Origin of the sequence: Actinoplanes sp. URMC 104 (genome assembly GCF_051386375.1) — a bacterium.
Classification (GTDB): Bacteria; Actinomycetota; Actinomycetes; order Mycobacteriales; family Micromonosporaceae; genus Actinoplanes.
In genome coordinates, this window is record NZ_JBPQTO010000001.1 from 95,775 (window position 1) to 117,951 (window position 22,177).

Below are 22,177 nucleotides of genomic sequence, written 5' to 3' on the forward strand. Positions count from 1 at the left end.
CGAACGAAGGAACTCGAGTTGCCCAGGACCCCGTGGGACGAGCTGCCCGCCGAGCTGCGCGAGAAGGTCACCGCCCACACCGGCGGCGTCGACCAGGTCGAGCCGGTCACGGCCGGGTCGGTCGCCGACTTCGCGGCCACCCTGACCACCGGCGGCCGCCGCGTCTTCTGCAAAGGCTCCCGCCTCGACACCGAACGGGTCGGATTCCTGCGCACCGAGATCCGCCTCAACGAGCACCTGCCCGCCGACCTCACACCCCGCCTGCAGTGGACGACCGAGATGCAGGGCTGGCTGATCGCCGGGTTCGACCACGTGCCCGGCGCGCCGGCTGACCTTCGGCCCGGCTCCCCCGACCTGCCGGCCGTCGCCGCGGCGCTGACCAGCATGGCGCAGACGCTCACACCCGCCCCGGCCGTCGACGTGCAGCCCGCCACCGCCCGATGGGGTGGCCTGCTCAACCCGGCCCTCGTCGACGGCGACACGCTGCTGCACACCGACATGACCCACAACAACTTCCTCGTCAGCGGCGCCCGCAGCTGGGTGGTGGACTGGTCGATGCCGTGCCGCGGCGCCGTCTGGATCGACACCGCGCGCATGCTCATCCGGCTCATCCGCGCCGGGCACACCGCCGCCGACGCCGAAGCGTGGGCGGCCGCCCTGCCGATGTGGGAGCACGCCAGCAGCGAAGCCCTGGACGCGTTCGCGCGGGCCGCCGCCACCGTGTCGCGGCGGCTGCGCGACCGCAACCCGAGCGCCCCGCACCTGGTGGAGATGGCCGCCGCCGGCCGCGCCTGGGTGGAACACCGCCACGCCACCGCCTGACCTGCTGCCCCGATCCGACCATCGACCTTCCGGGAGGCGACCCCCATGGACGGCGCGCCCAAGCCGGGCGAGGAGTTCGACTGCGAGTGGCCCGGCAGCGGCATCACCTACCGGTTCCGCGCCCCCGACGCGGTCGACCTCGCCCGGCACCCCCGGTTCCGGGAGCCGGTGCTCGACGCGTCCGGCTGGGTGCTGCTGACCGTCGAGCAGCTGCACCCGAAACCGGAGCCGTGGTGGCGGTTCCCGCAGCGCTACATCCACCAGATCGGTGAAGGCCGGTACGAGATGAAACCGAAGCTGCTGTGAAGGACTACCCGCCTGCCCGGCTCATCCACGAGAGCACCTGCCCGGACGCGCCGGGCGGGCTCGTCTTGCCGGCCAGCGCGTTCCGCGACTCCCACGACCGGCCGCACACCTGCGTCACCCGCGACACCATCCGCAACAACCGGCCGGTGGTCACCGAGCACGTCGAGTACGAACGGCACACGTACACGCCGTCGACGATCGAACCGGCCGACGCCACCCGCAAGCTGTGCCGGGTGTGCTACGGCACCCACCCCGAAGACTTCAACACCGTCCGCCTCTCGGGAGTAGACGGACCGTGACCGGTTACTAGCTTCACGCTCAGGAACGCGACCCTCACTCAGCTCCCGGGTCGCGCCTGACTGCGGGCGCGAGCGTCTCGCCGCCGCCGCGGGCTACATCCGCGACGCTGGCGGCCTGACCCGCCCGCAAAGAAGGGGCCGCCCGGCCAGTCACCGGGCGGCCCCGCCTACTTCTGGGCTCAGGCCTCGGCGTTGAAACCCTTCCGGATCTGCTCACCGAGCCGGGCGGCGGTCTCCTCCGACGCGGTCGGGGACGTGGCCATGTCCGCCTGGGCCGGGGTGGGGATGCGCGCCTCCTGCAGCCACTCCCACGGCCACTCGGCCAGGTTGTCGCCGTGCTCGAAGTCGGCCCACAGCTCGCGGGCCACCGCGTCGGCCGGGCCGGGCGCGACCGCGGCGAACTCGCGCAGCACCCGCGCCAGCCCGGCCGCGTACGCGACGGCCGTCAACTCGGCGTTGTCGCCTCGGAGGATGCGCTCCTGCTCGGGGGTGCGCTCACCGCGCGGCGGCACCTTGAGGAGTGGCCGGTCGAACCAGGCGCGCTGGCCGCGGATCGCGGCGCCGGCGAAGTGCGCCCACATCGCCGCGGCGGTGGCGGCCCGCTCCGTCTCGGGCCAGTCGGTGCCGAGCGGCGCCTCGTCGGTGGGCAGCTCGGCCGGGTGGTCGGGCAACGCGTACGGCACCGCCGGGTCGAGGCCCTCGCGGACGCGGTTGGGCATGAGCAGCACGACCAGCCAGTCGCCGCACTCGACCCGGACCGGCTTGTCGGCGGCGCGCACGTACAGCCGCACCGGTTCGTGGCTGTACGCGGTATCGGCCAGGGCGTCCCGGACGACGCCCAGCATGCCCGGACGCAGCGCGACGCGGCCGTCGGTGGGTTCGCCGTACCCGGCCGGATCGAGCAGCTCCCGGAACTTGGCGACGCCGAACTCCGGATACTTGATCGGCAAGACCATGACGACCTTGTCGAGGGTGACGGTCATGGTGCGGCCAGCCGAGTTCACGGCGAGCGAGACGCGGGCCCGATGGTCGGTGCGTTCAGGGTCGACGAGGTCGAACAGCACGTCCGCCCCGGAGCGCACGAGCAGCAGGCGGCTCATGTCCCCTTCGGCGGCCCGTGCGGCGCGGGCCAGCACGTACCGGTTGGTGGCCATCGCGGCGAGGTGCCCGTTCCCGGCCTCGAGGTGCACGCCGGCGAGGATGGGATTGTCGTCGCGGTCGGCGGTGAAGTGGCGCACCGCGGCGAGCGCGGCGCGCAGCTCGCCGGCGGCGACCCACACGGTGCCGGCGGGCGGCCGCTCGTTGTCGGTCTCGGTAGCGGCGGGGGTGGTGTCGGTGGCGATGTCCTGGACGGTCATCGGGTTTCTCCCTGGGTCGGTGTGGAGGTCGAGTTCGGGGCCTGGTTGAACAGCGGCTGCAGCGCGAGCTCGTGCCAGCCGGGGTCGCCGGGGTAGCTGCCCTGGTTGTCCGGCCACAGCAGCTGCAGGCAGGTGGGCGTGGCATTCGGGTACAGCTGTCGAGCAGCGGTGATCGGGGCGTGCGGCGCGTCGACCACGCGCAGCTCCACAGAGGCGCAGCCGCGCGCGATCCCGCCGGCCGTGTACGGGTCCATGACGTGCAGCCGGGCGGCCTCGTTGAGCAGCTGCGCGGTCAGCGCGTCGGGCAGCCCCGAGATGAGCAGCTCGGGCAGCTGCAGCGCGGTCAGGCCGACCGTGTACCCGTACGCCGGCGCGGTCGATCCGGGCATGGGGTGCTGCATCTGGATCGCCCAGCCGAACGCGTCGATCGCATCCTGGGTCTGCTGCAGGTAGAGGTTCCGGCGGGCTTGCGCGGACGCGGCCCGCTCGAGGTCGAGTTCAGGCATCGGCATCGGCGTCGCCTTCCGGCGTCGGCGCGGTGGTGGGCTGCCAGTCGCTGGTGATGGTGGTGCCGCCGGGCAGCTCGGCCACCCACCGGAACACCACCTCGGCGCCGCTGACGCCCATGCGCTGCCGCTCAACGTCGTCGCCGGCGGCGTACCCACGCAGCACGGAGACGAGCGCCTCCGCCTTCAACTCGCTCATCGCGAGGGAGTCCGTCACGGAGTCGCGCCACAGGAACGTGCCGCGCTGCGGGTCGAGGGAGGTTGCCCGGACGCCGAACTCGCGGCGGGCGAGCAGGTGGGCGAACAGCGACGACCACAGGTCGTATTCGGTGCGCTGCGCCCACGTCGACGTGCCGTCCGGGACGGGGGCGGGGATGCGGGCTGGGATCGGGGCGGGCGCGGCGGCGCCCACGACGGCGGCGAGGCTGGCCAGGTCGTGCTGTGACATCAGGGGCTCCTTCTCAGGCGTCGGCTGGGCGGCTGGTGAGCGGCTGGTGAGCGGCTGGTGCCGCAGGTACTGGTCGTGCATCTGCCAGATCCGTTTCGCGCCGACCCACGGCTCCCCGTTGATGCCGCGGGACTCGTCGCGGTCGATGCACGTCTCGACGGGCACGTCGGTCATGTCCCACAGCTCGAAGGTCGCGCCGCAGTCGGCGGCGATCGACTGGAGGGCGGTCAGGTGCTGCGGCAGCAGGTTGGTGTCGTCGCACACCACGGAGATCCCGGCGGTCAGCAGCGCGCGGATGGCCCCGTGCAGCGCGACCGTGGCGTGCAGGTCGGCGGCCTCGTCGTGCTCGTCGGGCTCGTCGGGCTCGTCGTAGAACGATCGGGGTTCGTGCAGCATGCCGGTGAGCTCGTCGGTGCCGACACGGGCGCGGCCGGAGGGATCCTCGGCGACCCAGCGCCGCGCGCGGAAGCTTTTGCCGGCGCCGGGCAGACCGCGGGTGGCGATCAGCGTCGTGGTCATGCAGTTCTCCTTCATGCGGCGCGGCGCGCCGGGACGGCGGTACGGACGGGCAAGGGGATGACCGGCGGCAGCGCCACCGGGGCGGGGAACAGGTCGTCGTCGTCGGCCAGGGGGATGCCGAGCACGTTCGAGGCGAGGCGGTCGTCGGCCATCTCCGCCCAGGTCGAGTCGGTGGGCTCGCACCACGGCGGGGTGCCGCCGTGGGCGTACGCGGCGCCGGGCGAGCCGATCAGGGCCGGTTTCGGCCGCCTGCGCCGCATGCGGATACGTCGTCGGGACATGGCAGGTGGTCCGTTCTCGGGGCTGGGTCAGGCGGCGAGCTGGTGCTGCGCGGCGTGGAACTCGCGCAAACTGCCGGGCAGGTTGTGCTTGCGCAGCCGCTGCGCGACGGCGTTCGCCTGCAGCTGGACGATGTCCTTGGCGACGCGGTGGCCGGGCAAGCCCTGAACGAAGATCAGGTCGTAGAGCTCGGCGGCGAGCATCGCGCCGGCCTGCCGGACGGGATGCCCGGGCGGGTGGCCGGTGTGGGTGGTGGCGGCCAGGTCGCGCAGCTCCCGGATTCGCTGCACCCGGTCGGCGGGCACCAGGGCGAGCACGTCGAGCTTCGGCGGCGTGTTCGGGCTGGGCCCGTCGAACGGTGGCGCGTACGGAATGTCGACGCCGGTCAGGTCGGCGTGCTGCCCGGCGTAGCGGTACACCATCCGGCCCACCGCCTCCGGGGTTTTGCCCAGCGCGACCGCCAGCGCCGCCATCGACCATCCGCGCGTGAACGCCTTGTGCAGCGCGACGTGGAACCGCTTGTCGTGGCGGCTGAAGAGGGTCTCGTCGTGCAGGCGGCGCAGCGTGGCGGCCAGCTCGTCGGGCACCACCTGCAGCGGCCGGCGGGTGTAGCTGCCGCTGCTCATACCGAGATTGCCTCGAGTTCGGCGAGCTGCTGCGCGGTGAGCCCGTCGCACCACGTCTGCACCGGGAAGCCGTACTCGTTCGGCTTGGGCCGGTTGAACGGGTGCGGCTCGTGCACCACGGTGACGTAGCACTCGGGTCCGTGCACGGGCGTCGGGCGGCGGGTCTGCGGCTCCACGTGCGACAGCGCCACGTAGTCGGTCTTGTCGGTGACGAACTCGCGCACCCGCACCACCGGGTGCCCGTGCCAGAGGATCGCCGGTTCGATCGTCTGGCCCGTGCGTCCGGCGCCCTCCTTCACGCCGGTCCAGTAGCGGACGCCGGTGAGGACGTCGTGGTGGTGGTTGAACGTGTCGACCTGCGCGCGCAGCGGCCGCAGCCGCTTCTCCTCGGCGGCGATCCGGTGGACTTCGACGATCTGCTCGGCGGCGTCGTCGGTCACCCCGGCCGCGGTCAGCGGCGGGCACGGCCACGCCACCGCGGGCTGCTTGTCCTCTCCCAGCGGGGTGCACTTCAGGCACCAGTAGCCGGTCACGCCGATCTCGTACCGGTGGGCGCGGACCAGCGACGGCAGCAGCGCGTCGTTGAGCGCCTGGTCGCGGTCGGACCGTACGGCCTCGCCGGGCTCGCCCGGCCGGCGCACGATCCAGTCGCCGCCGCCCGCGCTGCGGACCGTGGCCATGAGGCGGCCGCCGTGGTGCAGCGCGTACGAGTGGTCCTTGTCGAACATGGTCAGCCCGGCCTCGTCGAGGCGGGCCAGGATCACGTCGGGCACCGGGCGGGTCAGCTTGCGGTGCGGCACCGAAACCATCGGGCCGCGCTTGAGGTAGCCGTCCGATTCCTTCTTCGTGGCGTAGGTGGTCATGTCAGTTGCTCCCGTCGTTGTCGGTGGGTGCGGTGTCGGGGTCGGGTGTGGTGGCGTGCCAGCGGCTCGGGTCGTCGCAGCGGAAGCCGCAGCCGGTCATCTCCCGTACGGAGCGCAGGGTGGAGCGGCACGTCGGGCAGTGGGGCAGCGTCGCGGTCTCAGCGTCGTCAAACGCGCGTCGGGCAGTGGGGCTGGTGAACGTCCGGTGCGGGTTGACGCCGCACTGCTCGAGGACGTGCCAGACGGCGCGGGTCCGCCACTCTCGGACCTTCTCCACGCCGCGGCCGGGGGTGTGATCGCGGCCGATGAACGTCCCGGGGTCGACGACCGCGATGCCGATCAGGTCGGCCGCGGGCAGGTTCTGCAGGTTGCCGGGGATCGGCATCAGGTGTGACCTCCGAGGGGGTGGGCGCTGATCTGCGGGGGCGTTTCTCGGCAGCCGCAGCTCGTGATCGCCGGGGTGTCGTAGTTCAGGGCGTGGCATCCGAAGGCGGTGTGCGAGGCGTGCAGGTGTCCGCAGGTGGGGCACCGGGGTGGCAGGTCAGCGCTGCCAGAGGTGCTGGTCACGAGGGGCCTTTCCTGGCCGATCACGGCCGAGGTGCTACTGAGGGGGTACGACAAGACTACGCCCTAGCATCACTGGTATTCAACTTGTAGGCGAATATCAAACGGGCCTGATAACGGACCGTTCGGTTGATGCTGGTGGATACGCGACGGGCCCGGAAGGCACATGCCTTCCGGGCCCGTACGGGCTATGCGGTTGGAGCGGCTAGCGGGTCTTCTTGCCGAAGCCGATCAGCAGGAACGCCATCAGCACGCCGGCGACGGCAGCGGCGACCCAGCCGATCACCGTGACGGCCGACTCGAGCAGCCACAGCAGACCATCGCCAAGGCGCGGGATGAACAGCAGAGCGGCTGCCACGACGACGACCCAGAACAGCAGACCGGCGACGGCCCGCAGAGTCCACCGCGCGGGCGCGCTGCTCACGGCCGGGCGTCCGGGTCGGCGCCGGGCTGGGTGCCCTCCATCGCGGCGATACCGGCCATCAGGTCGGACATCATGGCGGCCTCGAGCACCTCGCCCGGGGGGATCGGGATGCGCCGCGGCTCGCCGCCGCCGGGCGGGACGATGACGACCTCGATGCTGGCGGCCAGCTCGCTGCTGCCGTCGTCGAACTCGCGGGTGTAGATCCGGTGGCCCTTCACCTCGGCGCGCAGTTGCAGCTCGCCGAGGTGCTGGCCGTCGAGGTGCATCCGGCACCAGTCCCACTTCGGGCAGGCGTCCGGGTCGTTCGGGTTGAGGTCGGGGTTGGGGCTGCTCATCTCGGGTGCCTCCGCAGATGGGTGAACGGTTGGGAACGGGGTCTAGTCAGCGTTGTCGGCGGTGTGTTCCGCCCAGTCGTCGATCCGGGCGACGACGCGCTTCTCTTCCTCGGCGATCAGCTCGGCGATGTGCGCCCGCCTCGACTCGGAGTCGTAATCCGACACCTTGAGCAGGCCCAGCCGCTTGCGGTACCAGGCTCGCAGATCCTGCTCCTGGTCGCCGTTCCATGCCGGCAGCTTCGCGCCGCGTGAGGCGCGCGGGTACGGCATGGGGTCGTCCTGGTAGCGGTTCTTGGGCTTGCCGGGGGCGGCGGGCTGGGAGAAGCGCTTGTAGTCGTGCACGATGTTCGGCTTGACCTCGGGGGCGTCGCTGCCTTTCACCGCGCGGCGCTCCTCGGTCCAGATGGCCTGGACGTCTTCGACGAACAGCAACGGGCGGTTCGGCATGTCTTCCTCCGCTAGGTCTCTGTACGGATGTTCCGTACAAAGGTAGCGGACGGTGGGAGCCGATGCAACCACAGCCCTCACCGAGCCCCCGAACCGGCCACCGCCGCCGCGTACTCATCCAGCACCGGCCCCCACACGTCCGCACCGACCGGCTGCTCGTCGACGGGCGCCGGCGGCGCAGTGGCAGGAAGGTGGAACGGCATCGACCGATGGCCGTGGCACGGCGGGATGCAGAAGACCGGCTGGCCGTCCTCATCCAGCGACGACTCCGTGTTGCCGACGAACTCATGCACGATCCCCGAGTTGATGTGCGGGACCTTCACCTCCAGCTCGGCGCCCAAGTGCAAAGCCAGCGCTGCCCGCAACGCCACCTCCGCATCCCACACCACCTGGTGCGCTGCCTTGATCCGCTCGCCGTGCGCGGCCAAGCGCGCGTCGTGCAGCGTGCGCTTCGCCTCATCGACCCGGGCGCTGGCCGCCTCGATCGCCTCCCGCGCCTCGGCGTGCTCGTGGACAGCCTCGACCGGCTGCTCGTCGACCGGCTCGGTTAGGTCGACGTGGCTTACCTCGGCGATCACGGAAAGCCCGCCGTCGTGGCCCGTCGTCCCGATCGTGTAGTCCTCCACGTCCTGCTCCTGTTCGACGTCGTCCGCCTCCGCACTGGGTTCGGCCTGGTCCTGGTCGTCGGGCTGCTCCCACGTGCCGGCCGGGTGCACCGCGAACCAGGTGTGCGTCTTGACGGTGGTCTCCCGCCCGTCGACCAGGGTGACTGTGACGAAGTCGCCGCGCTCGCGCCGGTCGATCACGCCCGAGACCGTCGCGACTGGCCCGCAGAAGCTCTTGACGAGCCGCTCGTCGCCCCCGAAGTTCCGCTCGTAGAAGCCGACGGCCAGGTCGCCCGGGGCGATCGCGATGATGTCGTCGTGGCCCGGGCGGACCTGGTCACGGTTGGCGATGCGGCGCACCGGCTCCCGGTCGGGCACCCGCCACGCCGCCTGCAGCGCGATCGGCTCGAACTGCGCCTTCACGTCGGCCGCCTTCACCCCGTCCTCGCCTAGCCACGTGAACACGTCGAAGAACGACGCGTACACCTGCCGCTCGGTGATCGGGTCGTCGATCGCCTTCATGCACACCTCGACCTCGGCGTCGGCGGCGTCCAGGTCCAGCCCGAGCACGATGCGCTGCGCCTGCTTGAGCCGGATCCGCTTGAACACCGCCTCCGTGCTCGAGTCGTTGCCGTTCAGCCACCGAGCGGCGGAGAACCACGCCGCGACCCGGTTGGCGAGCTCGACCGGCCACGGCTCGCCGTTGGGCTTGTCGAGCTGCTCGTCGCCGCGGCGCCGGCCGGCGACCTCGTCCCACGGGATCGTGCCCTTGTAGCCGAAGTCGTTGATGATGCTCACCGACTTCGCGTTCACCCGCGTCACCGGATACCAGTTGGGGAAGCCGTCGCGGCGCACCCGGTCACCCTTGGCGAAGTGCTCTTTGCCCCACGGCACGAACGCGCCGGACTCGCCCAGCTTCGCCAGCTCGCCGCGCCAGTAGGCGATCTTCTCGTTGTTGTCGGCGATCCGCTTGAGCAGCGTCTCGCGCTGCCCGCCGACCGACGGCGCGTGCTTCTCGACGAAGTGGACCGTCTTGCCGTCGCCCTTGTAGAACGTGCGCTCGTAGCCGTCGAGGTCGCGCTGGTACTTCCGGTTCTCGGCCTCCAACGTCTCGATGCGGCGCATCGTCGTGCGCGGGTTGACCCGCTGCTGCTGGTTCGCCTCCACACCGCTGGCCCGCTCGGCGAGATGCTCGGCGCTGCGCCACTGCTCGACGGCCTTGCCGTCCAGCTGGTCGGCGCGCTCGAGGTCGCGGGTGTGCCGGGCGTACGAGTGGTGGCCGGGGTGCTGGCGGGGCTGGCCAAACGGGATGCCGTCGGTGATCCGGCGCCGGGCGGCGAGCGCGGCGTCGCCGGCGGCGTCCGCCTTCGCCGACCGCTCCCCCAGCCGCTCGGCCTTCTCCGCCGCCCGCTCGGCTTTCTCCCGCTCGACGACCTCGGTCGGGCGGGCCGTGTTGTCGATGTCCAGCTCGACCTCGTGGCCGTGGGCGCGCAGCAACTCGACGACCGGGGTGATGATGTGCATCTTGGCGTCCATGTCGCGGCTGGGCCGGATGATGATGCGGCCGTACCGGGCGGTGAACCCGCGCTTGCGGACGAGGTCGTAGACGCCGTCGCCCTTGGTGGAGCCGTGCAGTTCGGTGCCGTCAGCGTGTGAGTGGGTGATCCGGATTGTCTTGCCCAAGACGGGTGTACCTCCGCGTGTGTTTGCGCTGCTCAGATGGGGGATGAACCGGGCTGCGGTTCGGACTGCAAGAAGGTAGGTCTGGCCGATGGGACCGGCCAAACAGCCAGCTCAGATGGCCTCGGCCAGTTCCGCGAGCACGTGGTCCCACAGGTGGGTCTGCACGAACGTGGGCGGGGCCTGCGCGGCGAGCTCGCGCTGCCCGCGCGCCCAGTCGGCGGCGTACTGCGGGCAGTTGGCCTCCCATTCGACGCCCTGCCCGTGCGTGCAGCGGCCCACGGTGCGGCGCGCCTCGTCCGACCAGCCCGCCGAGTCGATGGAGGTGAGCAGGTGCCCGACCTCGGCGACGAGCTGGTTCTTCCCGCCGAACGCGTGCATCCGCGTGACGCCGGCGGCGTGCAGCACCCGCACGATCTCGGCTTGCTCGGCGTACGGGCGGCCCAGCAGCGCGCCGACACCGACGAGCGGCTCGGCGGTCAGGTCGATCCCGGCGCGCCGGTACATGTCCATGTGCCGCAGGTATCCGGCCACGGTCAGCCCGGTGAGCACCGGGATGATGTGCACCCCGGTGCCGGCCGCCCGCAGGTCGAGCACCGACCGCAGCGTCCGGAGCTGGTGCTCGTACTCGGTCAGGCCGGTCGCGGCGAGCGCGGCCGCCGCGGCGGGCCAGTCCTGCGGCGCCGCCCACCGCAGCTTCCCGATCGCGGCCGCCCACCGGCGGATGTCGGCGGCGTACTGGGCTGCTGACACCGTCCACCGGCCGTTGCGCTGCAGGTGCTTGTAGGCGCCCGAGTCGAGCACCCACCACGTCCGCGCGACCGGCAGCGTCTTGAGCCGGGCCAGCCGCTCCGCCGACACGAGGATCTGCTGCGGCTGCTTCCACCAGAACGCGTCCACGTCCGCGCCGACCCACACCTGCATGCCGTCCCGCTCGGGCTCGCCATCTGCGGCGGGTTGGTCGTGCGCGCCGGCGACGATCGCGTTGACCCGCCGCTGCTCCCCGTTCCCTGCGGTGCCCTCGTACGCCTCGTACGGCAGCACGTCCAGCTCGCGCAGGGCGGCGTTGAGCTTCGCGAAGTACGCCTGCGGCAGCAGCGCGATCACCGTCGACCCGTACGTGATGCCCAGCTCGAGCGCCTGCCCGGTCAGCGTGGCCACGGCCACCGCGCCCGGCTTGTCGATGCGCTGCTCGTACGGGGCCAGCACCGTGTCCAGCTCGACCAGGCCGTGCAGCCCGGACAGGATCAGCACCCGCGCCGGGACACCCTCTTGCTCGTAGTCGGCGGCCGCGGCGATCGCGCTGTCCAACGTCTGCCGGAACATCTGCCCCCGGTAGAGCTCACGCGCGGGCGCCGGCCGGTCCAGCTTCTGCCCGCCGCACGGGATCACGAACGTCACCCCCACGTACGGCGGGGCCTCCACCGCCGTGCTCATGCGGCCAGCCCGAGGTCGCCGCGGCGCGGGTACGGCAGGGCGGGCATCGCCACCGGGAACACCCGACGTGACCAGCGCGGCCCGATCGACCAGCCGTACCGGTGGTTGCCCGGGTGCTTCACCTCGGTCGCGCCGACCCGCTCGAGCGCGGCCGGCAGCCACACGCTGCCCGGCATCCACGCCGGTTTCGGCGCCGCGCCCAGGTCGACCAGCCGGGCGATCGCCGCGGCCGCACCCGTCTCCCCCTTGCGGATCTTCGACTGGGTGCGGTCGTTGAGGACGACCCCGCCGGGCAGCATCGTCAGCGTCCGCGCCCGGCCCCGCCCGAAGTAGACACCGCCGGTGCCCTGGTAGCAGATGCCGTGGTGGCCGGGCATGAACTCGGCGCCGTGCTCGTCGACGCGCGGCATCGGGTCGGCGTACGCCACGATCCCGCGCACGCCCTCGCCGGCGGCCGCGCGGAACACCCGCCGCACGAACCACGACTCGGCGTTCGCGGCCACCCGGTCGAGCAGCACCAGCCGGGACAGCTCCAGGCTCTGCGCGTACGGCTCGAACGCGGGGAACGGGTTGGTCAGCACGGCCGGGCTCATCGGGATGCCCAGCACGCACGCACCGACGAGCCGTTCGCCGTCCTCGATCAGGCCGTAGCGCAGCCGCGCGGCGGGCCACGCCCGGCTGTAGTGGTGGGTGGTGGTGAACTGGCGTGCGGTGTCCTCGTCGAGCGGGACGACGGTGTACCGGTGGGGTTGGAAGTGGTCGTCGTCGGTGTGCTGCCACGCCTGCAGCCCGTTGTGCCAGCGCTGGCACAGGCCGTCGAACAGGGTCGGGGTGGTCGTCGCGGACCTCAACAGGGTTCCTCTCCGGAAACGCCGCAGGCCGCCCGTGGTGGGCGGCCTGCGTGCGGCGATATGGGGTGACGGGTGGTGCGGTGGTCAGGTCAGGGGCGCAGGCCCTGCTTGAAGTCGGCTTCGACCGCCCCGACGTAGGCGCTGGCGTCGCCGGTGACCGCGAACGCCTGGGCGCCGCCGTCCGCGACGGTCCGCAGGTACGTCCCGGCCGGGATCTCCCCCGCCCACGTGGACAGCGGCTCGTCCAGCTCGTACGCGTACGCGGCCCCGAACGACCAGTCGTCGTCGCCGCCGGCCGCGACCGGCTCGGCGGCGTCGCGCAGCGCCTCGCACAGGTCGTCGCTGAGCCGTTCGCCGTAGGTCAGGCACTTCTTCGCCGCCGCCCGGGCGGCCCGCTCGACGGCGTCCAGGCCGATCGACGCCTTCACCTGCGCGTCGATCAGGTCGACGATGGCGTCCACCGGCGCACCCTCGGGCACCTCGTGCGGCTTGGTCCTGCCGTCGTCGTCCCGGTGGATCCAGAACTCGTACTGGGACGCCATCGGCTGCGACCAGAACTCGCCGTAGAACGAGCCCGGCCCGGCCGCCGCGGCGTACCGCTCGTCGCCGTTCTCGTCGCGCCAGGTGGGGCCGACGTAGATCGTCGCGCAGCCGCCGCCGGTCTGCTCGACGTACGCGCTGTCGTGGCCGCGCTGCCGCAGCTTGTCGACGATCACGTCCATCGGGATCAGCGCCGCCGCGGCGTCGGACTGGTAGGCGCGGCGCAGCACCGCCAGGATGGCGGTCTTACGCGCCTCGGGGATCCGGGGCGTCCACTGCCGCTTCCAGCGCCGCGGCCGCGGCACCCAGTACGGCAGCTGCCACGCGGCCCGGTACGCGCGGGTGGCGCGCTCCCACAGCTCGTCGTCGGAGCGGACCGGCAGGTCGTACTTGCGGTCGGTCGCGCCGAGCACGCGCAGCTCGCCGAGGATGTCGGACCAGACGTAGGCGATCGATCGGAGGGAGTTGGTCTCGATCAAGGGGTTCCTTCCACAGCAGGGGTCAAAGGTTGGCGAGGATCGGGGACCACACGTCGAGCAGGTCTTCGCGTGGCGTGTCGTCGGCGGCCGCCCACAGGGACGGGAAGGCCGGGCCGACCTTGTCGGGCACGCCGGCGGGCGCGGCGACGTAGAACTGTTCGCGGCACGGGTACGGCGGCCCGGCCCGGTGCACCCAGGCGCGGGTGATCCGGTGGTCGCCTTCGGCCCGACCGCCCATTGCCTGCACCGTGGCCACGGCCCGGGCGTGGCTGCCTGTGGCGATCGTCGTCAGCGACCGGCCGCCCGGCCCTTTGGCGTACCGGTCGCCGCCTTTCGCGGAGTAGCCGCGCCGCACGTCGTAGACCGCCCACGGCAGCGCTGCCAGCTCCGCGTCGACCTGCTCGACCAGCGTGCGCAGCCCGGCGTAGATCGCCACCTCGCGGGCGGAGCGGCGGCGGAACAGCAGCGACCGCGGGTTGATCGCGACCGCCGTGAACTCCATCCGCAGCGCCAGCGCGGCCGCGGCCGGGTCGTTGCGCCACCGCTCGCACAGCAGCTCGAGTTCCGGGCCTGCCTGGAACGGGCAGTAGCCGCAGCACGACCGGGACCAGTCGACGGCGAACACGTCCCGCAGGTACGCCAGGCACGACTCGCGGTCCCAGCCCCACTCGATCAGCGGGTACCACGGGGTGCGGGCGGCGCTGGTGTAGCTGGTGTCCCGCTTGGCCCGCGTGACCTCTTCGGCGGCGAACCCGACCACGTGCCGGTAGTCGGCGCCGCCGAACTCGTCGGCCACCCACCAGTCGAGCACCTGCCCTTTCGCCCGGTACGAGCACAGCCTCCGGCCGGACGCGGTCTGCGGGACCGTCCCGGCCCGGAACTGCTCGTCGGCCAGCCGCCACCGGCCCCGCATCACCATCCGCTCTGTGCGGCGCGAGTCGGACAGCACGTCGTACCGGTCGGTGTCGGACTGGCCGGCGCGGGCGAGCTGCACGTACCGCACCCGGTGCTCGGCCATCAGCGGCAGCAGGTGCTCCTGCATCAGCTGGCCGGTGGCCGCGTACTCGTCGCCGGTCATCGCGGTCACGACGACCAGGTCGTCCAGGTCGAAGTCGCGCGAGGCCGGGTCGAGCAGCCAGCGGGTGAGCAGCGCCGACGAGTCGACGCCCATCCCCATCGACAGCATCACCGGGCTCACAGCTGGCGGGCCTCGGCGATCAGCGACGCGATCGACCGGCCCTGCTGGAACTGGTGGCCGGTGACCATCTCCGCGACGGCGTACCGCTCGGCCAGCCGCGGCCGCAGCCGGACCGCCCGGAGAAGGTCTTCCTTCCCGGCGAGGACGCACAGCGAGCAGCTCAGTCGGCTCATGTCGGCGTCGTACGGCCACGCGTACGGCAGGCCGGACGCGTGGATGGCGTCCCACACCTGCTCGACCGTCCAGTGGTGCACCGGGTACCAGTCGGTGACGTGCCGGCGGGTGAGGTTCGACGCGGTCCGGTTGACGCCGCACGGTGTCTTCCCGGCGCGGGCCTTCGACTCCTGCGCCCGGTAGCCGAACACGTAGAGGATGCGGGCGGGCCGATCCAGCCCGAGCCGGTTCGTCTCCTCCGTGAGCAGGCGCTGGCCGGGCGCCCGCTTGAAGTCCGACGTGCACCAGCGGCGGGCAGCGTCGGGGAACTTCCCGCGCCGGATCACGTCGTCGACGAGGTCGACCGGCCGGACCACGCGCTCGCCGTACTCGAGCACCTGCTCGGTGCGGGAGCGCACCTCGAACCGGAACCCGAAGTGCTCGGCGTGCTGGCGGGCCAGGTCCTTGCAGCCGGGCCGTACGCCGAACGTGTCGACCAGCCACGGGGTGAAGCCCTCGGCGGCCAGCTCGGCGTCGACGTCGACCGTGGACGGCCACACCACGTTGCCGAGGTCGTTGTACTGCACCACCACCCGGTCGGTGACGCCGGCGGCGGCGGCGCGCTCGGCGACGGTCATCAGGGCGGTCTGGCCGTCCTTGCCGCCCGAGTGGTTGACGATGATCCGGTCGAAGGCGGTCAGGTCGGGGTCGGTGTCGCGGGGTGCACGGTGGTCAGCGGTCACGGTGATCCTTCCGGCGCGAGTAGGTGTGGGCCAGGACCGGTAGCGCCTCCGAGAGCGCTTCGGATGCCTGCAGAACCGAGGATTGGCAGTGCTCTCCGGGGGGACCTGGCGGGCAGTCCCACCACGTCCCGCACCAGCGCTGCTCAGCGGTCTGCACGGCGACTGGACGCATCACCATGGGCCCGTGCCCTTGAGGGCAGTCCGGCGCCTGTGGGTCGGTGGTGCTCGGCGCTTGGTGGTCAGCGGTCACGGTGGTCCTTCCAACGCGAGAGGGGTGGTGCAGGCGGAGTGGTCAGCGCCTGCCGAAGCCGACGAGCAGCAGCGCGGCGAACACGCCCATGACTGCGACGAGCGTCTTGACGAGCGCCTCGACCGCGTGGGCGGCCAGCCACAACAGCGAGCCGCCCAGGTCGGGGATGAAGGTGATTGCGCAGGCCAGCACGACGGCCCAGAACGTGAGCCCGGCGACGGCCTGCGGTGTCCACTTGGCGGGTCGGTTGGTGTTCACGCGCCTCCCGCCGGCGTCAGGACAGGTGGATGCTGACGACGTTGCCGAGGGGCACGGTGTGCCCGTCCGCGAACACGAGCTCGTCAGAGGCGGGGACGTAGCGGTCGAGCATGCCGCGCAGGCGGTCGATCCCGTGGTTGGTGTGGGCGTAGACGACCGCCTCGTACGGCGCCACGTCGTACTCTGCGGCGAACTGCAATGCGGCGATGACCATCGCCGCAGTCGCGCCCTCCAAGTTGTCGCTGCTGGTGATCAGGCTCAGGCTGGCGTGAGGGGGCCGCTGCTGGGCGTCCATGATCGAGCCGGGGCTGACCACCGTCGACTGGATGATGCCGAGCGCGACGGCCAGCTCCTTCTCGCTGCCCTCGTAGAACACGTCGAGCGTGCCGGCGCGGTGGTCAGCGGCGAGCTGCTTGATGATCTCCTCGACGCGCTCGCGGCTCGGCTCGTGGTCGAGCGATTCCGGGGTGAAGCACGTGCCGGTGGCGTCGTCGTACAGGTCGAACGACAGGCCGTCCGTGCCGTGCCATGCGATGCGCTGAACGTTGACCTTGCGGTTGTTGATGAGGTGCACGGCCACGGTGCGCTGGTTGCGGATCTTCACGGAGTTCCTCTCACGGGCGGGATCGGGGATGGGCGCGGCCCGCGCCGGTCGTGGCGCGGGCCGCAGTTCCGGGATGGGGTCAGGAGAGACGTTCGTCGTCGCGGAACACCGTGCCGACCGGGCCGGTGACGACCTCGATGTACTCGTTGACCAGCTCGTCGCTGTCGGCGCCCGCGTAGGTGACGTTCCTGCGCCAGGCGTCGATCACGAGTCGGCGGGCCTGCTCGGGGGTGCCGCCGATCGCGGTGAACTCGCCGATGTCGCTGGTGTAGCGGGCGAACGTCACCGGCCGGGCGAGCGCGGCGAGGGCCACGTCCTTCCAGCCGTACGGGCGGCCGTCGTTGCCGATCAGGGACGAGTCAAGCCCGGCGGCGTCGACGGTGTCGGCGTCGGGCGGGTCGACGCGGTTGACGATGGCGTGGCCGAACTCAGCCATCTGCGACACCGGCCCGACGATGATTTCGCCTTCGCCCAGGTCGAAACCGATCTCGCCCTCTTCGACCCGCGCGAAGCTGTTGATCGTTTCGCCTTCGGTCAGCCAGCGCTCGATCCAGGTGCAGCCGGTGTCGCCGGCGGCGGGCGCGGGGGCAGGCGCGGGCGGGGCGAGCGCGGCCTCGAGGTCGAGCACCAGCAGTTGGTCCGCGCCGTCGAGGTGTTCGTCGTAGCCGATGTCGAGTGGTCCGCGTACGCCGCCGGCGGCGTCGTAGGCGTTGTCGAGGTGCTGCAGGACCGTGTTCATGATCTGGTGGTCGAGGTTCAGGTACGGGCGGCCGCGGTCGTCGCTGATCGCCTCCGCGCCCGGGTAGTCCCAGCAGTCGACGCGGGTGGCGTGCTCGTTGAACCACAGCGCCTCGCCGTCGCGGCTGACCACGACGAGCGATTCCCAGTTGATCTCGCCGCTGTCGTCGTAGCGTTCCACGAAAAGCTTGCTCGCGTCGGTGCTGGTCACGCGGCGCACGATGTGGGCGGCGGCGGCGCACTCTTCGGCGACGAGCGCGTCGGTGAGCTGCTGGTGGCGGGCGCGGATGTCTGCGATGCGGGCGGCGCGGGCGGGGTCGGCGGGCGGGAGGTTCACGTACAAGGCGCGTCCTTTCGGAGAATCTGTACGGTCAATCCGTACAAGATGATGATTGGCGGTGGTCGGCGGAGCAAAGCAGCAGCTCAGATGGAAGGTCCGCTCACGGCCGCCGGCACGCGCGCAGCGCGTTGTGTGCGCGTGCCGGCGAGCCCGCTCACTGGTAGACCTGGTGCGCGCCGTCCAGGTCCACGCTGACCTCGCGGCCGCACGCGCGGCACCGGTACTGCTCGACCTCGGCGTCGCCGTACGACTCCTGCCACCACACGACCTTGGTGATCCGGCCGTCCTCGACCGTCACGTCGCTCGGATTCCACCGCTCCGTGCTGTCGACCTCGACCAGCCGGTCACGCGCCTTGCAGTCCGCGTACGGGCATTCGACGAAGTCCACGCCCACCTTCACCGGAGGCGGCCCGTCGATGTGCCCCGACGCCAGCTCGACCAGCGTGCGCTCGACGCCATCCTGCCGAGCAGAACGCTTCCGCAGCACCCACGACCCGTCCGGGCGTACCGTCAGCTCGATCGCCGGATGGTCGAACAGATGCATGCCGCGACCGACCGGCGCGACCACGATCTCCGCCGTGGCGTTCATCGTCTTCGCGGTCCGCATGATCGGCTGGCCGTCACCGACGACCCGGATCACCCGGTCCCGGCCGGTGCGCTGCGGCCGCTTCGGCTTGCGCAGCCGGTACCAGTCCCACTCGCCACCGGCCGGGCCAGACAGTTGCACGCCCCGGCTGGCGCGCGCGTACGGCTTGCCGCGCGCGTTCAGGTCACGCCCGAAGACGTACCTGTGCGCGTACTGCTTGGAGACCGTCCGGACGAGCAGCCCCACCTCGCGGACGCTGCCCGGCTGGTTCAGCAGGGTGATGCGGTCGCCTTCGCGGATCGCGCTCACGTCGGCGCCGGGCGTCTGGTGTGCGGTGTCGGTCAGGTCAGCCATGCGTGGCACCTCCGTGCGTGGTCGCTGCCAGGGCGGTTACGGGCGCGATGGCCGGTGTCGGGTTCTCGCGGTGCTGGCGGCCGCGCCAGCGGGCTTCGTCGGGGTTCGCGCCCAGGGCGCTCCACCCGCAGGTGCAGATCGACCACGTCTCCTGCGACCACACGTAGCGCCCGCACGAGCCGTTGCTCTTGGTGCGGTACCGCTGGGTGCGGTCGTGGTACGGGGCGGTGCGGGTGACGTGCGTAAACGTCGCCGGAAGCAGCCCTCCGCCCGGCGGCGGCAGATGCTGCCACACGCCGGTCTCGTAGTTTTCGACCAGCCGGCCGCGCGCCCACCGGCCATCAGCGGCCATCAGCCAGCACATCTCGGCCAGCTCGTCCGGGCGGGCGATCACCCACCCGGCCGTCAGGTTCGCGACGGCCGGATGGAAGCGCAGCAGGTCCCGCTCGACGTTCAGCCCGTCGGCGCGAAGCTTGGCGAGCTGGACGCTGGCGGCCTTCCTCGTGGGCCACAGCGCGAAGCCGGCCGCCGCGCGCGCCACCCCGCGCAGGTTGATCGTGACCTCACGCGCCAACGGGCACCTCCGTGGCGGTCTCGATTCGACAGGGGAAGTCGGGCACGTCCGGGCTCAAGCCGTGCTGCTCGGCGACCGTCCGCCACGCGGCGGCCAGGTCGTTGCCGACGTGCTGGTAGTCGCGCAGCACCTGCACGCTGACGTAGCCCTCGGGGTAGTGCGAGTCGGCCATCCACGCGTGCAGCTGCTCCTGCACGACGATCCGGGACCAGGCGTCGTCGCCGACCCGGATCTCGTGCTCGTGGAAGCCGTCATCCTCGGCGCGGCACAGGGCGTGCACGCACGTGCAGGTGCCGATCCCAGCCAGCCAGGACGGGGCGTAGGCGTGCACGCCGCAGCGGTGCACGCGGAGGATCGTGTGGGTTCTCATCGGTCGCTCGACTCCCTCTCAGGGCTCGTAGGTGAGTTCGCCGCCGACGCGGATGCGGGTCGGCAGCTCGCCGTCGTCGATGAGCAGGTCGGGGTGGGCTGTGTCGTAGTCGATCGATACGCGCAGCTGGCCGGTGGCCTCGTCGATGTAGGCGTAGACCTGCACGCCGCCGACCTCGATGCACGGGCGCGTGACCTCGTCACCGGTCTGCGGCAGGAACCGGGCGTTCAGGTTCATGTCGCGCCGCATGGCCTGTTCGTCGCGTCCGGCCACGTCGCCGGTCTGCTCGTGCCGGTCGGCCGCAGCCTTCGCGGCGTCGAGCGTCTCGTAGGTGCCGAGCGTCTCGTCCCGCTCGTCGTGCTGGCCGCGCTCGAGCGCGAGCGTGAGCTCGAACTCGGCGGGCGGCGGGTCGGCCACCAGGGCGAGCATCTTCGGGCCGCGCAGCTCCTCGATCTTGTAGCGGGAGCCGGTGAGCGGGGCGGGGACGGGGCGGGCGCTGGCGGCTTCGAGGTAGCCGTCGCTGCTGGGCTGCCAGTCGAGGGAGGTCATGGTGGTCCTTCCGTGTGCGGTGGGGTGCTAAATCGGGTGAGCAGCGGCCCGCGCGGGTTGCGCGGGCCGCACGTTACGGGCGGGGTGTGTCAGAAACCGGGGTGCGGCAGCAGCACGTCGGCCACGCGCTCGGCCAGCCACTCGGCGACGTTCGCGGAGACGGCGTTACCGGCCTGCATGGTCTGCTCGCCCGAGCCGCCGAGAACGATGTAGTCGTCGGAGAACGCCTGGGCGCGGAGGCTCTCGCGGGGCTTGAGCATCCGGTAGAGCGCGTCCATCGCGTCGAACTCGGCCAGCGCCTTGAGGTCGCCGGGGTTGACCATCGCGTACCGGTCGTGGGTGGACACGGTGCCGAACGGCTCGCCCGTGGTCGACGCGGTGCCGTTCGAGTAGTACGGGATGACCAGCGCGCTGTGCCGGGCGGTCGTGACGGTCGGGATCGGCTCGTCGATGTGCTGCGCCTCCATGTGGTTGCGCTGCACGTCGATGAACGCGCCCGGGTGCGGGGTGACCAGCGCCTCGCAGCCCTTCTCGTTGGCCAGCACCGTGCGGGCGGGGCCGTCGAGCAGGTTGATCGGGTCGTCAGCCCACGTCCCGCCGACGGGCACGCCCATCGGGGGGAAGACGACGGCGTCGCCCTGCTTGGTGGTGGCCGCCGACAGCGGCTCGTCGCCCAGGGCGTGCAGGCGCGGCGCGGCGTCGGGGCCGTGGTTGAGCGCCACCCGGAACGGCGGGTTGACCAGCCCGGTCGTGTCCTGCGTGGTGATCGTCCCGAACGGCTCGCCGGTGGCGGCGTGCGTCATCGTGGCCGGGTTCGGGTTGGTGTTGTTCTTCACGTAGAACGGCGGCATGACCGTGCCCAGCGTCGCGGTGGTCTGCAACGTCGGCACCGGGTTCGAGGCGGCCGGCCACGCGCGCAGCGCACCGGCGCGCTCATGGGTGTTCCCGGCGACAGCGGCGGTCAGCGCCTGCCAGCCGAACTTCTCGATGCCCGCCCGGATGCGGGCCATCGTCTTCGGCGCGAGCCCTTCGGGCTTCTGCTTGGTGCGGGGCAGGTCACCGATGCGGGTGCCCAGGTCCGACCAGTCGATGATGCTCGCGGCCGGGGCGACGTACGGCTCGACCCGGTTGCCGCAGCCCTTGTTCGGGCACGAGTACCAGTATTGGCCGTACGAGCTGTTCGGGTTGCGCCGGTAGCGGCCGACCTTGTGCTTGCGGCCCTGCATCTTCGGCAGCCACGTCTGCACGCCGTTGACGTCCTGCTCGCAGGTGAAGCAGCGGGCGATCGGGCGGGGCTCGACGTCGGGGGTGCGGCCGATGTCCTTGCGGATGAACACCACGTACATCCGGTCGCGCCACTGCGGGGCGTACGGGATGCCGCCGCCGCCGATGTGCGCGCTGTTGACCGAGACGAGCTGGTAGGTGTAGCCGAGGCGCTCCATCGCGGACAGCCACACGTCGAACAGCACCCACCGGTCGGCGGCGTCGGGCACGTTCTCGACCATGATCGCCTTGAACCGCCACACCTCGGTCGCGCGGACCACGTCCCAGAACGTCGCCCGGGTGCGGGTGCGGCCGCCCTGGTCGACGTGGCCGAGCTGCTCGACGGCGTCGAACGCGGCGTTGCTGGGGCCGCCGGACCCACCGGCCGGGGACAGCTCCGTGCAGATCGGCGACGCCCACAGCACGTCCGCGCCCCGGGGCAAGTAGCGGAAGTCGTAGTTGTTCACGTCGGCGCACAGGTGCTCGGAGTTGGTGAAGTTCGCGGCGTGCGAGTCGATCGCGGTGCGCCAGTGGTTCGCGGCCAGCAGCAGCTCGTAACCCGCGTTGGACAGGCCGATCGACGAGCCGCCCGCGCCGCAGAAGATGTCGACGAACTTCAGGCCGTTGCGGCGCCGCGGCGTCCACAGCTGCCCGGCGGCGACGAGCTGGAGGCGCTGCTGCTCGCGGCGGGCGATGGCTTCGGCTTCGCGGATGGCGGCGTTGGCGGCGGCGGGGCTGATCTCGGTGACGCGGGGGCGGGTCTGGGTCGCGGACAAGGGTGAACCTCCGTGATTCGGGCAGGGTGAAGT

27 protein-coding genes are annotated in these 22,177 nt (G+C 71.8%); 3 read left to right on the top strand and 24 right to left on the bottom strand.

Translation table 11 applies throughout. The annotated features are described in order from the left end of the window. Window positions 1-18 precede the first annotated feature (18 nt). From ACSNN8_RS00655 to ACSNN8_RS00665, 3 genes are read left to right on the top strand one after another with little or no spacing between them, the layout of a single operon-like run. Window positions 19-822, top strand: coding sequence for a hypothetical protein (locus ACSNN8_RS00655; protein ID WP_436646136.1), 804 nt, complete (start codon window positions 19-21; stop codon window positions 820-822). 45 nt (window positions 823-867) lie between these two features. Then, complete coding sequence (locus ACSNN8_RS00660; RefSeq protein WP_436646138.1) at window positions 868-1,128, top strand: hypothetical protein; 261 nt, start codon at window positions 868-870, stop codon at window positions 1,126-1,128. Then, window positions 1,125-1,427 carry a hypothetical protein gene (locus tag ACSNN8_RS00665; RefSeq protein WP_436646140.1) on the top strand — a complete coding sequence of 101 codons (303 nt, stop codon included), beginning with the start codon at window positions 1,125-1,127 and terminating at the stop codon, window positions 1,425-1,427. Before ACSNN8_RS00660 ends, ACSNN8_RS00665 begins: the two co-directional genes overlap by 4 nt. Before the next feature lie 179 nt (window positions 1,428-1,606). On the opposite strand, the gene ACSNN8_RS00670 is transcribed toward ACSNN8_RS00665, so the two are convergent. The 24 genes from ACSNN8_RS00670 to ACSNN8_RS00785 all read right to left on the bottom strand — a co-directional run bounded on the left by ACSNN8_RS00670 (window position 1,607) and on the right by ACSNN8_RS00785 (window position 22,144). Next, window positions 1,607-2,785 carry a hypothetical protein gene (locus tag ACSNN8_RS00670; protein WP_436646142.1) on the bottom strand — a complete coding sequence of 393 codons (1,179 nt, stop codon included), beginning with the start codon at window positions 2,783-2,785 and terminating at the stop codon, window positions 1,607-1,609. Next, the gene (locus ACSNN8_RS00675) at window positions 2,782-3,297 is read right to left on the bottom strand and encodes a DUF4262 domain-containing protein (protein WP_436646144.1); all 516 of its coding nucleotides are present in this window, start codon (window positions 3,295-3,297) and stop codon (window positions 2,782-2,784) included. Before ACSNN8_RS00675 ends, ACSNN8_RS00670 begins: the two co-directional genes overlap by 4 nt. After that, window positions 3,284-4,258, bottom strand: coding sequence for an AAA family ATPase (locus ACSNN8_RS00680; protein WP_436646145.1), 975 nt, complete (start codon window positions 4,256-4,258; stop codon window positions 3,284-3,286). Before ACSNN8_RS00680 ends, ACSNN8_RS00675 begins: the two co-directional genes overlap by 14 nt. Before the next feature lie 11 nt (window positions 4,259-4,269). After that, window positions 4,270-4,539 (bottom strand): hypothetical protein, encoded by a 270-nt coding sequence (locus ACSNN8_RS00685; protein WP_436646147.1) that lies wholly within the window; start codon window positions 4,537-4,539, stop codon window positions 4,270-4,272. Between the two features lie 27 nt (window positions 4,540-4,566). After that, entirely contained in the window at window positions 4,567-5,163 is a 597-nt protein-coding gene (locus tag ACSNN8_RS00690) for a hypothetical protein (RefSeq protein ID WP_436646149.1), read from the bottom strand. Beyond that, window positions 5,160-6,026 carry a hypothetical protein gene (locus ACSNN8_RS00695; RefSeq protein WP_436646151.1) on the bottom strand — a complete coding sequence of 289 codons (867 nt, stop codon included), beginning with the start codon at window positions 6,024-6,026 and terminating at the stop codon, window positions 5,160-5,162. The genes ACSNN8_RS00690 and ACSNN8_RS00695 overlap by 4 nt, the downstream gene beginning before the upstream one ends. Before the next feature lies 1 nt (window position 6,027). Continuing rightward, entirely contained in the window at window positions 6,028-6,411 is a 384-nt protein-coding gene (locus ACSNN8_RS00700; RefSeq protein ID WP_436646152.1) for a hypothetical protein, read from the bottom strand. A gap of 384 nt (window positions 6,412-6,795) precedes the next feature. Then, window positions 6,796-7,014, bottom strand: coding sequence for a hypothetical protein (locus ACSNN8_RS00705; protein WP_436646154.1), 219 nt, complete (start codon window positions 7,012-7,014; stop codon window positions 6,796-6,798). Then, entirely contained in the window at window positions 7,011-7,349 is a 339-nt protein-coding gene (locus tag ACSNN8_RS00710) for a hypothetical protein (protein ID WP_436646155.1), read from the bottom strand. Before ACSNN8_RS00710 ends, ACSNN8_RS00705 begins: the two co-directional genes overlap by 4 nt. Window positions 7,350-7,391: 42 nt before the next feature. Further along, window positions 7,392-7,796, bottom strand: coding sequence for a hypothetical protein (locus tag ACSNN8_RS00715; protein ID WP_436646157.1), 405 nt, complete (start codon window positions 7,794-7,796; stop codon window positions 7,392-7,394). A gap of 77 nt (window positions 7,797-7,873) precedes the next feature. Further along, window positions 7,874-10,084 carry a DUF3560 domain-containing protein gene (locus ACSNN8_RS00720; protein WP_436646158.1) on the bottom strand — a complete coding sequence of 737 codons (2,211 nt, stop codon included), beginning with the start codon at window positions 10,082-10,084 and terminating at the stop codon, window positions 7,874-7,876. 111 nt (window positions 10,085-10,195) lie between these two features. Then, window positions 10,196-11,518 (bottom strand): DUF7221 family queuine tRNA-ribosyltransferase-like protein, encoded by a 1,323-nt coding sequence (locus tag ACSNN8_RS00725; RefSeq protein WP_436646160.1) that lies wholly within the window; start codon window positions 11,516-11,518, stop codon window positions 10,196-10,198. Beyond that, window positions 11,515-12,369 carry a hypothetical protein gene (locus ACSNN8_RS00730; RefSeq protein ID WP_436646162.1) on the bottom strand — a complete coding sequence of 285 codons (855 nt, stop codon included), beginning with the start codon at window positions 12,367-12,369 and terminating at the stop codon, window positions 11,515-11,517. Before ACSNN8_RS00730 ends, ACSNN8_RS00725 begins: the two co-directional genes overlap by 4 nt. Window positions 12,370-12,458: 89 nt before the next feature. Continuing rightward, window positions 12,459-13,388, bottom strand: coding sequence for a hypothetical protein (locus ACSNN8_RS00735; protein WP_436646164.1), 930 nt, complete (start codon window positions 13,386-13,388; stop codon window positions 12,459-12,461). A gap of 22 nt (window positions 13,389-13,410) precedes the next feature. Beyond that, entirely contained in the window at window positions 13,411-14,586 is a 1,176-nt protein-coding gene (locus ACSNN8_RS00740; RefSeq protein ID WP_436646165.1) for a hypothetical protein, read from the bottom strand. Further along, the gene (locus ACSNN8_RS00745; RefSeq protein ID WP_436646167.1) at window positions 14,583-15,482 is read right to left on the bottom strand and encodes a phosphoadenosine phosphosulfate reductase domain-containing protein; all 900 of its coding nucleotides are present in this window, start codon (window positions 15,480-15,482) and stop codon (window positions 14,583-14,585) included. Before ACSNN8_RS00745 ends, ACSNN8_RS00740 begins: the two co-directional genes overlap by 4 nt. Before the next feature lie 292 nt (window positions 15,483-15,774). Further along, window positions 15,775-15,990, bottom strand: a complete 216-nt coding sequence (locus tag ACSNN8_RS00750) for a hypothetical protein (RefSeq protein WP_436646169.1) — start codon at window positions 15,988-15,990, stop codon at window positions 15,775-15,777. Window positions 15,991-16,006: 16 nt separating this feature from the next. Continuing rightward, the gene (locus ACSNN8_RS00755; protein ID WP_436646170.1) at window positions 16,007-16,594 is read right to left on the bottom strand and encodes a hypothetical protein; all 588 of its coding nucleotides are present in this window, start codon (window positions 16,592-16,594) and stop codon (window positions 16,007-16,009) included. 79 nt (window positions 16,595-16,673) lie between these two features. Continuing rightward, on the bottom strand, window positions 16,674-17,675 hold the full coding sequence (locus ACSNN8_RS00760) for a hypothetical protein (RefSeq protein ID WP_436646172.1): 1,002 nt from the start codon (window positions 17,673-17,675) through the stop codon (window positions 16,674-16,676). A 151-nt stretch (window positions 17,676-17,826) separates the two neighbouring features. Next, window positions 17,827-18,612, bottom strand: a complete 786-nt coding sequence (locus ACSNN8_RS00765) for a hypothetical protein (RefSeq protein WP_436646174.1) — start codon at window positions 18,610-18,612, stop codon at window positions 17,827-17,829. Then, complete coding sequence (locus ACSNN8_RS00770) at window positions 18,605-19,186, bottom strand: hypothetical protein (RefSeq protein WP_436646175.1); 582 nt, start codon at window positions 19,184-19,186, stop codon at window positions 18,605-18,607. The genes ACSNN8_RS00765 and ACSNN8_RS00770 overlap by 8 nt, the downstream gene beginning before the upstream one ends. Further along, window positions 19,176-19,556: a hypothetical protein gene (locus tag ACSNN8_RS00775; RefSeq protein ID WP_436646176.1), complete on the bottom strand. Its 381-nt coding sequence runs from the start codon at window positions 19,554-19,556 to the stop codon at window positions 19,176-19,178. The genes ACSNN8_RS00770 and ACSNN8_RS00775 overlap by 11 nt, the downstream gene beginning before the upstream one ends. Window positions 19,557-19,574: 18 nt before the next feature. Continuing rightward, window positions 19,575-20,105 carry a hypothetical protein gene (locus ACSNN8_RS00780; RefSeq protein WP_436646178.1) on the bottom strand — a complete coding sequence of 177 codons (531 nt, stop codon included), beginning with the start codon at window positions 20,103-20,105 and terminating at the stop codon, window positions 19,575-19,577. Between the two features lie 89 nt (window positions 20,106-20,194). After that, window positions 20,195-22,144 (bottom strand): DNA cytosine methyltransferase, encoded by a 1,950-nt coding sequence (locus tag ACSNN8_RS00785; RefSeq protein WP_436646179.1) that lies wholly within the window; start codon window positions 22,142-22,144, stop codon window positions 20,195-20,197. Window positions 22,145-22,177: the final 33 nt, after the last annotated feature.